The sequence below is a fragment of the Streptomyces similanensis genome (assembly GCF_039543625.1).
Taxonomy (GTDB): Bacteria; Actinomycetota; Actinomycetes; order Streptomycetales; family Streptomycetaceae; genus Streptomyces; species Streptomyces similanensis.
This window is the reverse complement of the sequence record NZ_BAABKC010000137.1, coordinates 1-13,596: the sequence shown is the minus strand read 5'-3', so window position 1 is coordinate 13,596 and position 13,596 is coordinate 1. Positions and strand designations below refer to the sequence as shown.

At 71.8% G+C, this 13,596-nt stretch carries 8 protein-coding genes and 1 pseudogene; 1 reads left to right on the top strand and 8 read right to left on the bottom strand.

Annotation, left to right across the window (positions count from 1 at the left end):
* Window positions 1-212, top strand: a pseudogene (locus ABEB07_RS36905) (S1 family peptidase); the annotation flags it as partial.
* Between the two features lie 150 nt (window positions 213-362).
* Here the strand turns inward: ABEB07_RS36905 and galE are convergent.
* The 8 genes from galE to ABEB07_RS36865 all read right to left on the bottom strand — a co-directional run.
* Window positions 363-1,334, bottom strand: coding sequence for a UDP-glucose 4-epimerase GalE (galE, locus tag ABEB07_RS36900; RefSeq protein WP_345672427.1), 972 nt, complete (start codon window positions 1,332-1,334; stop codon window positions 363-365).
* Window positions 1,335-1,561: 227 nt separating this feature from the next.
* Window positions 1,562-4,387 carry a stealth conserved region 3 domain-containing protein gene (locus ABEB07_RS36895; protein WP_345672426.1) on the bottom strand — a complete coding sequence of 942 codons (2,826 nt, stop codon included), beginning with the start codon at window positions 4,385-4,387 and terminating at the stop codon, window positions 1,562-1,564.
* A 5-nt stretch (window positions 4,388-4,392) separates the two neighbouring features.
* Window positions 4,393-5,385, bottom strand: coding sequence for a hypothetical protein (locus tag ABEB07_RS36890; protein WP_239146319.1), 993 nt, complete (start codon window positions 5,383-5,385; stop codon window positions 4,393-4,395).
* Window positions 5,385-7,142: a stealth family protein gene (locus ABEB07_RS36885; RefSeq protein ID WP_345672424.1), complete on the bottom strand. Its 1,758-nt coding sequence runs from the start codon at window positions 7,140-7,142 to the stop codon at window positions 5,385-5,387. The genes ABEB07_RS36890 and ABEB07_RS36885 overlap by 1 nt, the downstream gene beginning before the upstream one ends.
* 273 nt (window positions 7,143-7,415) lie before the next feature.
* Window positions 7,416-8,852, bottom strand: a complete 1,437-nt coding sequence (gene obgE, locus ABEB07_RS36880; protein WP_176148939.1) for a GTPase ObgE — start codon at window positions 8,850-8,852, stop codon at window positions 7,416-7,418.
* Window positions 8,853-8,972: 120 nt separating this feature from the next.
* Window positions 8,973-9,227: a 50S ribosomal protein L27 gene (gene rpmA / locus ABEB07_RS36875; protein WP_061922958.1), complete on the bottom strand. Its 255-nt coding sequence runs from the start codon at window positions 9,225-9,227 to the stop codon at window positions 8,973-8,975.
* Window positions 9,228-9,241: 14 nt separating this feature from the next.
* Complete coding sequence (gene rplU / locus ABEB07_RS36870) at window positions 9,242-9,562, bottom strand: 50S ribosomal protein L21 (RefSeq protein ID WP_164583905.1); 321 nt, start codon at window positions 9,560-9,562, stop codon at window positions 9,242-9,244.
* Window positions 9,563-10,125: 563 nt separating this feature from the next.
* Window positions 10,126-13,596, bottom strand: a 3,471-nt coding sequence (locus ABEB07_RS36865; protein ID WP_345672423.1) for an Rne/Rng family ribonuclease, incomplete at its 5' end; no start/stop codon positions are given.

The window sequence follows — 13,596 nt, the reverse complement described above, 5'->3', positions numbered from 1 at the left end:
GCACCAACATGGGCACCTACTGGAACAGCGGCACCGACTGGAGCTCCGGCTGGGGCAACTTCCTCGGCCGTCCCAAGGGCGAGCTCCTCTTCGGCGACCTCAACAATGACGGCAAGGCCGACCTGTGGGTGCACAGCACCGACGGCCGGGTCGACATCCGGATCAACAACGGCACCCGCTGGGAGATCCGGTCCGCGGACGACTGGGTCTAGCTCTCCGAGTCGCGTTCTGCGGCTGTGACCGCGACACAGCCGCAGAGTGCGGGTTCCTATCCCCGCTCGTGCCCTCTCGTGGCCTCGGCCATGGGAGGGCACGACGTGCGTGCAGAAGTGTCGCGGTTCGGCATTCGCCCCGCCACGGGTTCAGTTGTGCCCGTGGCGCCAGCCCTGCCAGGCGGAGTCGATCATCTCGTCCAGGCCGTGCCGGGCGCTCCAGCCCAGTTCCGCGCGGATGCGGTCGGCCGAGGCGACCACCCGTGCCGGGTCGCCGGGGCGGCGGTCGGCCACCTCCGGGACGACGGTCTCGTTTCCGGTCGCCTTGAGGATGCGGTCCACCATCTCGCGCACCGAACTGCCCTCACCGCGCCCGATGTTGAGGACGAGCGAGGTGCCCTCGGGGGCGCCGGCCAAGTGCCGGGCGGCCGCCAGGTGGGCGGTTGCGATGTCCTGGACGTGGATGTAGTCGCGCACGCAGGTGCCGTCCGGCGTGGCGTAGTCGTCGCCGAAGACGCGGGGCGCCTCGCCGGCCTCCAGGCGCTCGAACACCATGGGGATGAGGTTGTAGGCCCCGGAGTCGGACAGCTCCGGGGTGGCGGCGCCGGCCACGTTGAAGTAGCGCAGGGCGGCGGCCTTCAGGCCGTGCGCCCGCGCGGCGGCCGCGATCAGCCACTCGCCGATCAGCTTCGTCTCGCCGTAGGGGCTCATCGGCAGGCAGGGGGTGTCCTCGGTGACGAGGTCCACGTCCGGCATGCCGTACACGGCGGCCGAGGAGGAGAAGACGAGCCGGTCGGCGCCGGTGGCGGTCATGGCCTCCAGCAGGGTCTGCAGACCGGTGACGTTCTCCCGGTAGTAGTGCAGGGGCCGCTCGACCGACTCCCCCACCTGCTTCTTGGCGGCGATGTGCACGACACCGGCGATGTCGTGGTCGCGCAGAGTACGCTCCAAGAGGTCCGCGTCCAGCACGGTGCCGATGACCAGGGGCACGCCCTCGGGCACGCGGCCGGCGTCACCGGTCGACAGGTCGTCGTAGACGACCACGTTCTCGCCGCCCTCGGTCAGGGCGCGCACCACATGCGCCCCGATGTACCCGGCACCGCCTGTGACCAGCCAGTTCATCGTCGCGTCTCCTCTGTCCGTGCCATTTGGACCACCCTCGCCGATGATCCGGGGAAAATCGAATTCCGCATAACGGGGCATTCACTGACGAAAAACTCGAAGGTCGCTGTGAAGAACCTCTCCGCCGGTTCACGCAACCGGCCGGCCGGTTCACGCGACCGGATGAACGGGCGCTGCCCCGGCACCTGTCCGGTGCCGGGGCAGCGTCCTTGTCCGCAGGGATTCCCTCAGAGCTCGTAGGGGCTCTTCACCGGGAAGTAGGCGCGCAGGAACGCCTCGATGATGCGGGCCTGTTCCTCCGCGGGCACCTCGGCGGTCGGCGACTCGGCGAGGCAGAACACATCATGCCCACGGGCCGTCAGCAGACGCGTCAGCTCGGGGTGGCGCTCGTAGTCGCCGACATCGATGTAGGCACACCGGATGCCGCTCGGCACGGCGGTACCGGTGAGGTAGCCGTAGTGGTGGTGCAGCGAGGACACCATGGAGACGTCCCGCCAGCCGCGCATCGGGTTGGCCGCGGTACGCGCCACACTCTCCGGGAAGTCCGCCTCGACCTGTTCCAGCACGCTCTTGCGCAGGGCGTAGGGAGCATGCGCGAAGCTGTTCGTGACCGTGACTCCGAAGCGCTCCTCCAGCAGGCGGCGGTTGTTCTTCGCCGCGGCGAAGTAGCCCTCGTCCTCTTCGGTCGCCTCGCCGACCGGCACCGTGGTCGAGGTCCAGAAGAAGCGGGTCCTGCCGTTGGACTGGAAGAACTTCTGCGGGCCGATCGGACGGCCGATGAAGAAGTCGTCGTTGAAGTACAGGAACTGCTCGGACAGGCCGTCGATGTGGTGCAACTGGCTTTCGATGGCGTGCGAGTTGAAGCTCGGCAGGCAGCTCGGGTCGGCGAAGACGTCACGGTGCGACACCACTTCGATGCCGGGGTGCGCGGTGTTCAGCCACGCGGGCTGCTGGTCGTCGGTGACGAGGTAGATCTTGCGCACCCAGGGCGCGAACATCGCGAGCGAGCGCAGGGAGTAGCGCAACTCGTCACGGTTGCGGAACCGGGCCGCCTCGTCGCCGGACGCCGCGGGCGCGAGCCCGAGTTCCGCGCGCCGCCGGGCGCGTCGCTCGGCCCACTTGGGGTCGGTGTCGTCGACCCAGGTGTAGACCACGTCGATGGGGAAGGTGATGTCGTTCACCAGATTCTTGGTGAACGGCTCCAGCGTGGGGTACTCACGGTCGCGGACGCGCAGCCCGGCGTCGGCTGTCAGCGACGGCAGCCGGGAGCCGGCCGCGCTGGGCCGCAGCGGCGCGACGAACTGGCCGTCGCCGCCCTCCTCCTCGGGCACCTGGCGCCAGAACTCGATGTCGCAGCCGTAAGCGGGGCCGAAGCGCAGCGTCCGGCTGGAGGTCACGACGGGACGGAACACCCGCAGGCCGGCCACGTCGCCGACGGGTTCGAGGCGTTCGGCCAAGAGCACGCCCGGGGCGTGCGTGCGGGGCTTGAGGAGTTCGGCGTAGACCGCCTTGCCCTCGTACTCGGCGGCGAGCGCCTTGCGGGTGCGCAGCTGGTGCTCGGCGTCCACGGCCACGCGTTGGCGCTGTATGTCGTCGCCGCCGCGCAGCAGCACGTAGGGGATGTCGTGGTGTTCCAGTGCGGCGACGACCGTGTCGAAGTTGCGCTGGATGATGTCCGCGCCCTGCAGGTCGTCCCGGACCTCGGAGAGCCGGCCGCTGGCCCGCACGAGGGAGCGGTTGGAAGCGCCGATCACCAGCTCGCGGGCGCGCTGGTCTCCGGTGGACGGGGCGGTGCGGTCCGCCGCGACCGCCACGTGGAAGCGGCCGGCCCCGCCATGGGTCACGCGGTAGGCCATGCGGTCGGCGCGCTCCGCCATCCGCTGGGGGTCGTCGCGGCGCAGCACGAGTTCGGTGAAGAGCTCTTCCCACTGCTTGACGATCACGTCGGCGGCGAAGCGCGCCGATCCCGCGTAGGCCTGCTCACCGTAGGAGCGCAGCAGGTCCTCGTCCGTCATCAGCGTGGAGATCGCCGTGGTGAGGCTCTCCGTGTCGCCGGGCGGGACGAGCAGTCCGTCCACACCGTGCCGGATGATCTCCGCCGGCCCGGTGACGACGTCGTACGCGACCGCCGGGACCCCGGCGGCGAAAGCCTCCAGAAGCACCAGCGGGAACGCCTCGCCCCTGGACGACAGCAAGGCGATGCTCGCCTTGGCCCACTCCGCGGTCATGTGCTGGGTGGAGCCGAGGATCTCGACGGAGTCGTGGACCCCGAGGCCCTGCACCAGATTGCGCAGCCGGGACATCTGCGGGCCGTCGCCGAAGATCCGCAGCCGCCACCCGGGGCAGTCGGGCAGGGCCTTGGCGAAGGCGTGGATGGCGTGGTCGACCTGCTTCTCGGGGACGAGCCGGCTCGGCATCACGATGCTTTTGCCGGTGAGGCTGGACCGGGGCCGGAAGCCCTCGGGGACGGCGTTCGGGATGGCCGCCAGCCGCGGGGCGGCCTTGCCGAGCGACTCCTCCAGCCACTCCTTGGTGCGTTCCGTCAGCACCACGAGCGCGTCCAGTTCGGCGGCCCGCTGCAACAGCGGCTCGCCCGTGCTGCCGCGCGACTGCGAGGACCGGTGCTCCTGGTGGATGGTGATCACCCGGGGAGGCGCCAGGTCGGCGAGGGCGGACATCAGGGCGGGCGTCGTGCTGATGAGGACGTCGGTGTCGATGGTGCGCAGGGCGCGGCTCATCTCGATGTCGGAGAGAGCGTCGAAGGTCCCTTCCCACTTGGGGCTGATCAGCTCGCTCGGCAGCCCGGCCAGCTGGCGGCACTCATCGGGGCCGAGACCGCTCTCTCGCACCGGGCGCTGGGTCTTGCCCGTGCGGTCCACCAGATACCGCACGGAGACCCGCTCGTCCACGGCGAAGAAGGGCCGCTCACGAGTCTTGTAGACGCTCAGCACCTCGACGGTGTGCCGGGACGCCAGGTGCGCCGCCTGTGTGTAGGCGGCCTGCTCCGTGCCGCCCATCTCGTCGCCCCAGGTGAGCAGAAAGGTGATCTTCATTGGTGTCAACATCCAGTGGGGAGGTGGGCCGCGCGGAAGGCGAGGCTTCCGACGGGCGTGTAATACGGGTTGATCCTCAGTACGGCGGCGGCGCCCTCCGAGGTCAGCAGCCGGTGCGGCATGCGGAAGACGTCGCGCGGGTTGCGTACGTCGGTGCGCTGCCGGGACACCTTCAGCGACCGGCGCCGCGGCCGCTGCAGACGTACGTCGAAGATCTGCTCCTTGGTGCCGAAGTCGCCGAAGTCGGCCGCACGGATCGCGGAGACGAAGGTGTCGCCCCGCCAGGTGGCCGGCACGACCCGCGTCACCCGGCCGTTCCTGCGCACCAGCTCGATGTCGCCGTGGCACTCGTCGGCCGCGGCGTTGACGAGCCGGCCCTCGATGGTCACCTCGGTCCAGCCGATGCGTACGGTGAGCAGCTCGGCCTCGGCGTCGCCCCGGCCCAGGGACACGTACGCACGGCCGGTGCCCGAGGCGATGAGCCGGCAGTAGGTGCCATCCGCCCGGACGGGCTCGGGAACCGTCGGACCGTCGGCCATGAGCCGCGGCGCCTTGGCGACGGCGAACCGGCGCTCCTGGCCGGACACGTCGGTGAAGACGGCGGACAGCCGCCACTGCCCGGACGCCAGCAGGAACCTGCGCACCCCGGCGGGCACCGGCCGGTGCGGGTCGGCGTCCGCCTCCATCAGGTCGAGGACGGCGGTGCCCGTCGCCTCGACGGAGCCGTCACTGCGCTGGACGAGCGTCAGCGGGACCACGACCGGGGAGGAGGAGCCGCCCAGCAGCAGGGAGGCCGCCGAGGCGGAGATCCCGTCCGGGACGCGCACACAGAAGTTGAGGGTCCGGCCGTCCAGCAGGGAGAGGTGCTCGGCGGTGACCCGCGGCCAGTCGTCGGCGCTCGGCGGTACCAGAACGAGACTGTCCAGTCGCGACCGTGCCGAGCGCACCACGTCGTACCCCTTGCGCATCACCTTGTGCGGGGTAGGAAGTTGTCTCATCAGTTGTCCGCACCACGCTCGTAGGGGCTGGGGAAGGGGAAGTACTCGTCCAGGAAGCGGGCCATGAGGGCCTGCTGACGGCTGAGTTCGGCCTCCGTGGAGGTCGTGTCGTTGAGGCAGAACACATGCGCGCCACGGGCGGCCAGCAGCCGGCCGAGTACCCGCTCGACGCCCGGCTTGCCGACGTCGCAGTACCGGTAGACCAGTCCTTCGCCGGGGAAGGAACGCTGTGTGTGGAACGCGTAGTAATGGTGGAGGGAGGAGGCGACCGAGATGTCGCCGGTGCTGCGGAACCGGCTCGCCTCGGTGCGCCGGTGCTCCTCGGGGAACTCCCGCTCGATCTCGTCCAGGACACTGCGGTGCAGGGCGTGCGGGACGTGCTTCATCTTCTGGAAGATGTTGTCGCCGAAGCGCTCCGCGATGAGCCTGCGGTTGTTCTTGCCGGCCGCCGCCACCGGCGGGTCCTCCGGGGAGGAGGCGCCGAAGGGGACGAGGGCGGGCGAGAGGTAGAACTTGCCGAGGCCGTTGGGCAGGAAGAACTGCTGCGGCAGGACCTCCTGGCCGAGCATCACGTCATCGTTGAAGTACAGGAAGTGCTCGGAGAGGCCGTCGATGTGGTGCAGCTGGCTCTCGATGGCGTGGGAGTTGAACGTCGGCAGTGACGCCGGGTCCCGGAAGACGTCCTTGTGGCTGACGACCTTGATCTGTGGGTGGTCCGTGTTCAGCCACGGCGGCGTCTGGTCGGCGGTGACGAGGTAGATGTTGCGCACCCAGGGCGCGTACAGGTGCAGCGAGCGCAGTGAGTAGCGCAGCTCGTCCCGGCTGAGGTAGCGCGCGGCGTTGGCCGCCTCGTCGTGGTACGGGGTGTCGGAGAAGTCGGCCCGCTGGCGCAGCCACTCCGGGTCGGAGCCGTCCACCCAGGTGTAGACGACGTCGATGGGGAAGGTCCTGCGGCCCACGGCCACCGCGGCGAAGGCCGGCCGGGTGCGCACCGGTACCGGCTCCGCGTCCCGCTCCCCGGACAGCGGTGCGAGATCGGTGAAGAGGCTGTCATCCGCTTCCACGGACGGTTCGGCCACGGGTACGGACTCGGCGACGACGTTGCGCCGGGGCGAGACAAGGTTGTCGCCGTCCCGCCGCCAGAACTCGACGTCGCAGCCGTAACGCAGGCCGAGTATCAGCCGGCCGGTCTGGTCGGTGAGGTACCAGGTGCACCGGAAGACATCGGAGTGGGCGACGCGCTTCCACGGTCCGGGCCCGTAACCGGGCAGTGCGGACTCCTCGTGCGGCTGGCCCTTGCGGATCGGCACCACGTAGCCGGGTCTTATTCGGCAGGCCTGGCGCAGCGCGGTGAGAACCTGCTCGCGGTCCTCCTCCCGGACGGCTATCGCCGCCGAGGTCTCGGAGGAGGAGCGCACGCAGAAGTAGTCGATGCCGGCGGCGCGCAGTGCGGCGACCACCTCGTCGCGGTTCGCCCGGCGGGCCTGCAGCGGAGTGGCGTCGGGGACGACATGGGCGATGCGCGGGGCGCCGTCCACGGTGACGACCTGGCGGTCGTGCCGGGCCAGCAGCTCCCGGTTCCGGCGCACGACCCGTACCCGCTTGACCTGGTTGCGCATCTCGGCGGCAGCGGCGATCCCCGACTTCAGCTGCTCCCGGAAGTCGGTACCGACATGCTCGGCGATCACACGTCGCGCACCGACCGGAACCGCCCGCCGGTATACACCGACCAATCGGGATGCTTCAGGATTTCGCACTGCGGGTACTCCTTGACGGGAACGGCTTGGCGAACGGCCCGCTCCCTTAGGCCAGAGGCAAAAGTAAGGCGCCACCAAGTATGCAGTGTGTTTACCTCACGTCCGCATAACTGTGCCATACCCTTAACCGTCACCAAATGCTGCGCAACGGACAAACCGCATGTGGAGCGTTGAGTAAGTCACAGCCGCCCCGCCGGTCATCGGCGAGGCGGCTTCCGGACGTCGGGCGAGGCGGCTTCCGGACGTGCTCTCCGCCGCTCCCGGGCTCGGCGGCTAGAACGGCTCGAAGTCGTCGAACTCCTGCTGCGATTCGTCCCGTTCGGCCTGGCGGTCGCGGCGGCGCTGCGCGGCCGGGCGGGGCTCCTCGAGGCGGTGGTCCTCACCGCGGCGGCCCAGCATCTCCGCGCCGGCCATCACCGAGGGCTCCCAGTCGAAGACGACCGCGTTGTCCTCGGGACCGATGGCGACGCCGTCGCCGGAGCGGGCGCCCGCCTTCATCAACCGCTCCTCGACACCGAGGCGGTTGAGCCGGTCGGCGAGGTAGCCGACGGCCTCGTCGTTGTTGAAGTCGGTCTGGCGCACCCAGCGTTCGGGCTTCTCGCCGCGCACCCGGTAGAGACCGTCCTCCTCGCGGGTCACCGTGAAGCCGGCGTCGTCCACGGCCTTGGGCCGGATGACGACGCGGGTCGCCTCCTCCTTCGGCCGGGCGGCACGCGCCCCGGCGACCAGCTCGGCGAGCGCGTACGACAGCTCCTTGAGGCCCGTGTGCGCCGCCGCCGACACCTCGAAGACCCGGTAGCCGCGCGCCTCCAGGTCCGGCCGGACCATCTCCGCGAGGTCCTTGCCGTCGGGTACGTCGATCTTGTTCAGGACGACGAGGCGCGGACGGTCGCCCAGGCCGCCGTACTGGCGCAGCTCCTCCTCGATGGTGTCGAGGTCGGAGACGGGGTCGCGGTCGGACTCCAGGGTCGCGGTGTCCAGGACGTGCACCAGGACGCTGCACCGCTCCACATGGCGCAGGAACTCCAGGCCCAGGCCGCGGCCCTGGCTGGCGCCCGGGATCAGGCCGGGCACGTCGGCGACGGTGTAGACGGTCGAACCGGCCGTCACCACGCCGAGGTTGGGCACCAGGGTGGTGAACGGGTAGTCCGCGATCTTCGGCTTGGCCGCGCTGAGCACCGAGATCAGCGAGGACTTGCCCGCGCTCGGGTAGCCGACGAGCGCCACGTCGGCGACGGTCTTCAGCTCCAGCACGATGTCGCCGAGGTCGCCCGGCTCGCCGAGCAGCGCGAAACCGGGCGCCTTGCGGCGGGCCGAGGACAGCGCCGCGTTGCCGAGTCCGCCGCGGCCGCCCTGCGCGGCGACGTAGGAGGTGCCGTGGCCCACCAGGTCGGCGAGCACGTTGCCCGCCCCGTCCAGCACGACGGTGCCGTCCGGCACCACCAGGACCAGGTCGGCGCCGTCCTTGCCGGAGCGGTTGCCGCCCTCGCCGGGCTTGCCGTTGGTGGCCTTGCGGTGCGGGGAGTGGTGGTATTCGAGCAGCGTGGTCACGGACTGGTCGACGGTGAGGATCACGTCGCCGCCGCGCCCGCCGTTGCCGCCGTCCGGGCCGCCGAGCGGCTTGAACTTCTCGCGGTGTACGGAGGCACAGCCGTGGCCTCCGTTACCCGCGGCGACGTGCAACTCGACGCGGTCCACGAAGGTGGTCATGGTGGGTGCCTCCAGAACTACGGGGATGTCTCTTGCGTAACACGCGAAAGGCGGACCCGCCTTCCCGACCGGGAAGTGAGGTCCGCCTCTCGGAACGAAACCGTTCGGTCGAGCCTTGGATCAGGCGACCGGAACGATGTTCACGACCTTACGGCCACGGTGGGAGCCGAACTCCACCGCACCGGCCTGCAGCGCGAACAGCGTGTCGTCGCCGCCACGGCCGACGCCCGCACCCGGGTGGAAGTGCGTGCCGCGCTGACGGACCAGGATCTCACCCGCGTTGACGACCTGACCGCCGAAGCGCTTCACGCCGAGCCGCTGGGCATTGGAGTCGCGACCGTTCCGGGTGGACGATGCGCCCTTCTTGTGTGCCATGTCTCTTCAGTCCCTTACTTCGCAGCCGTGGGGATCGACGTGACCTTGATCGCCGTGTACTGCTGGCGGTGGCCCTGCCGACGGCGGTAGCCGGTCTTGTTCTTGTAGCGCAGAATGTCGATCTTCTGGCCCTTGTGGTGGTCCACGACCTCGGCCTGGACCTTGATGCCGGCCAGCACCCACGGGTCGCTGGTCACAGCGTCGCCGTCGACAACGAGCAGGGTCGAGAGCTCGACCGTGTCGCCAACCTGGGCGGTGGAAATCTTGTCAACCTCAACGATGTCGCCGACAGCAACCTTGTGCTGGCGACCACCGCTGCGCACGATGGCGTACACGCGGATCTCTCTTTCGCTCGAAGAAACGGCACCCCCGCAGGCCAGCCGCCCTGGAACACACGGGCGACCTCTCCCGGCCAGCCGTGTGCCCGGGAGGAAGAGGTTTACGGGGATGTGGCATGTGCAACGGACACGCCGACGGTCAAGGTTACGGGCCCGCCCGCCCGGGGGTCAAACCGGGCGTGCCCCACCGCGTGTGCGGTCCCTCACGCACCCGCGGCACCCCCGGGTGAAGCGGCCCCCACGAACGGGCCGCACCCACGGACCGGCCACGCCCCCGGACCGGCGGCGCCCGCAGACCGGCGGCGCCCGCAGACCGGCGGCGACACCCGACGGGCCAGTCGCTCCCCCGGGCCAGCGGGGCCCACGAGCCGGCGGCGCCCTCGAACCGCGGGGACGCGTCCGGACGTGCGGGGCCGTCGCACCCCCCACGGCCGCGGCGCCCAGCCGACCACGGCGTCCGCCCGGCCCGCGTGCCCCGTCCGGCCGCGCTCCCGGGAAAACGAGGCGGGCCCGGGACGTCGTACGTCCCGGGCCCGCCTCGGCTGTCGCCGGTCAGCCGGTCACTCGTCGGTCGAGGCCGAGACGGACGGCGTCGACTGCTGCGCCGCCGCCGTCTTCTTCGACGCCGACTTCTTCGCGGCCGTGGCCGTCTTGGCGGTCTTCGCCGCCTTCTTGGCCGTCGCCTTCTTCGCCACGGTCTTCTTGGCCGCCGCCGTCTTCTTGGTGGCGGCCTTCTTCGCCGTGGCCTTCTTGGCGACCTTGCGGGCCGTCTTCTTGGCCGGGGCGGCGTCCTCGTCGCCCTCGACGCCCTCGGCGCCTTCCTGGGACGCCTCCGCCGCCTGCGGCTCGGCCGGCTCCTGCTCGGCCTCCGCCGGGGCCGACGGGACGACCACGACGGCCGTCTCCTCGGCCGCGGTCGGCGCGGTCGCCTTGCGCACCGCGCGGCGGCCCGGCCGCGCCGCGGCGGCGGGCTCGGCCGGCGCCTTGGCCACCGAGCCGGCCTCGGGCTCGGCCTCCGCCGGGGCCGCCGGCTCCTGCTCCGCCGGGGCCTCGGGGGCCTCCTGCGGGCGGGCCGCCTCCGGCACCGTCACGACCGCCGCCTCGGCCCCCTCGGGGGAACCGGCCGGTGCCGACGCCTTACGGGTCGCCCGACGGCGCGTACGGCCCTTCGGCGCGGCCTCCTCGACGCTCGCCTCGGCGACGGCGGCCTCGACCACCGGGTCCTCGACGGCCACGGGCTCGGCCTGCGCCTCGGCGGCCGGCTCCGGACGCACCGGGCGCTCGGCCTCCCGCTCGGCGGTGACGTCCTGCGCCGTGGGCGCCGGGGCGGCGCCGTCGGTCAGGGCCCTCGGCGCGCCCGCCGGAGCGGACGCCCGACGGCTCGCCCGGCGCCGGCCACGGCCCCGGGAGGCCGCCGCCTCCGCCTCGGCGATGGAGCTGTACAGCTCCTCGTCCGGCGCCATCTCCGGCGCGGACAGCGCGATCGGCTCGGCGACCTCGGCGGCGACCTCCGCCTCCGTCTCGGCCTCCTCCTCGGCGCTCACCGGGGCGAGGGCCACGGCCTCGTGGTCGTGCTCGTGCGGCTCGGCGCCGGCCCGGGCGCGCTTGCGGCGCTTGCCGCCGCCCCCGCCGACCGCCGACGGCTGCTCCATGTGGACGATGACACCGCGGCCGTTGCAGTGGACGCAGGTCTCGGAGAAGGACTCCAGCAGACCCTGGCCGACCCGCTTGCGGGTCATCTGCACCAGGCCCAGCGAGGTCACCTCGGCCACCTGGTGCTTGGTGCGGTCCCGGCCCAGGCACTCCAGCAGCCGGCGCAGCACCAGGTCCCGGTTGGACTCCAGCACCATGTCGATGAAGTCGATCACGATGATGCCGCCGAGGTCGCGCAGCCTGAGCTGGCGCACGATCTCCTCGGCCGCCTCCAGGTTGTTCCTGGTGACCGTCTCCTCCAGGTTGCCGCCCTGGCCGGTGAACTTGCCGGTGTTGACGTCGACGACGACCATCGCCTCGGTCCGGTCGATCACCAGCGAACCGCCGCTGGGCAGCCAGACCTTGCGGTCCAGCGCCTTGGCCAGCTGCTCGTCGATCCGGTACGTGGCGAAGACGTCCACCTCGCTCGTCCAGCGCGACAGACGCGGGGCGAGGTCCGGGGCGACGTGCGAGACGTAGCCGTGGATGGTCTCCCACGCCTCGTCGCCGCTGACGACGACCTTGGTGAAGTCCTCGTTGAAGATGTCGCGCACGACCCGGACGGTCATGTCCGGCTCGCCGTACAGCAGCGTCGGCGCGTTGCCGCCGTTCTTCGACTTCTTCTTGATCTCCTCCCACTGCGCCTGGAGCCGCTCGACGTCCCGGCGCAGCTCGTCCTCGCTCGCGCCCTCGGCGGCGGTGCGCACGATGACGCCCGCGTCCTCGGGGACGACCTTCTTGAGGATGGTCTTCAGCCGGGCCCGCTCGGTGTCGGGCAGCTTGCGGCTGATGCCGGTCATGGAGCCCTCGGGCACGTACACGAGGTAGCGGCCCGGCAGCGAGACCTGGCTGGTCAGGCGGGCGCCCTTGTGGCCGATCGGGTCCTTGGTGACCTGCACCAGGACCGACTGGCCGGACTTCAGCGCGGACTCGATCCGGCGCGGACCGCCGGACATGCCGAGCGCCTCGAAGTTGACCTCGCCCGCGTACAGCACGGCGTTGCGGCCCTTGCCGATGTCGATGAAGGCGGCCTCCATCGACGGCAGGACGTTCTGCACCTTGCCGAGGTAGACGTTGCCGACGTAGGAGACGGCCTGCTCCTTGTTGACGTAGTGCTCGACGAGCACGTCGTCCTCAAGGACGCCGATCTGGGTGCGGTCGCCGTGCTGGCGGACCACCATCACGCGCTCGACGGCCTCACGGCGGGCCAGGAACTCGGCCTCGGTGATGATCGGCACGCGGCGCCGGCCCTGCTCGCGCCCCTCGCGGCGGCGCTGCTTCTTGGCCTCGAGACGGGTCGATCCCTTGATGGACTGCACCTCGTCGGAGGGGCGCTCGTCCTTCTTGCGCGGCTCGCGGACCTTGACGACGGTGCGCTCGGGGTCGTCGGCGGACGACTGCTCGGCCTCCGGGGCACTGTCACCGGCGCGGCGACGGCGCCGACGGCGACGCCGGCTGCTGCTGTTGCCGCCCGCGTGGTCCTCGTCCTCCGGCTCCTCGGCGTCCTGGGCGTCCTCCTCGACCTGCTCGGCGGTGTCCTCGGCGTCCTGCGCGGCCTGCGCGGCGGCGAGCTCCTCCTCCGCGTCCTCGTCACCGCCGGCCTCGGCGCTCTCGCCCCGGCGGCGGCGACGGCCACCGCGGCGGCGACGGCGGCGCGACGCGCCCTCCTCGCCGTCCTCGCCCTCGGCCGCGTCCTCCGGCTCGTCGGCCTCGTCGGTCTCCTCGGCCTCTTCGGGCTCGGGCTCCTCCTCGGCGACGGCCGGGGCGGCCTCCGGCTCCTCGGCCTGGCCGGCGCCACGACGCCGGCGACGGCGCCGGTTCCCGGACTGCTCGGCCTGCTCCGCCTGTCCGCTCCGCTCCCGGACGACCGCTTCGGTCTCCTCGGGCTCCACGGGCTCCACGGGCTCGGCGACGTCCGCGGCCTCGGCGGCCGCTTCGGCAGCGGCCCGCTGCGGGGTCTGGAACTGGAACTTCGGCTCGGCGAAGACCGGCGGCTGGAAGACGGCGACGGACGGGCGGGCGGGCTTACGCGACGATTCGCCCTCGCCTGCCCCGCCCTTCGCGGCGGACTTGGCGGCGGGCTCGGAGAACCCGGTCGCGGCACGCCGCACGACCCGGCGCCGACCGCGGCGCGGGGTGTCCTCGGCATCGGCGGGCGCGGCCTCGGCGGCCTTCGGGGCCTCGGCGGGAGACCGTCCGGCCTTCGGGGCCTCGGCGGGAGTCCGCGCGGCCTTCGGTGCCTCGGGGGCCTCGGCCGCGGCCGGCTCGCTCACGGGGGTCTCCGGCGCACCGGCCGGCGCGGACGCGCGGCGCGTGGCGCGGCGGCGGCGCGGCGCGCG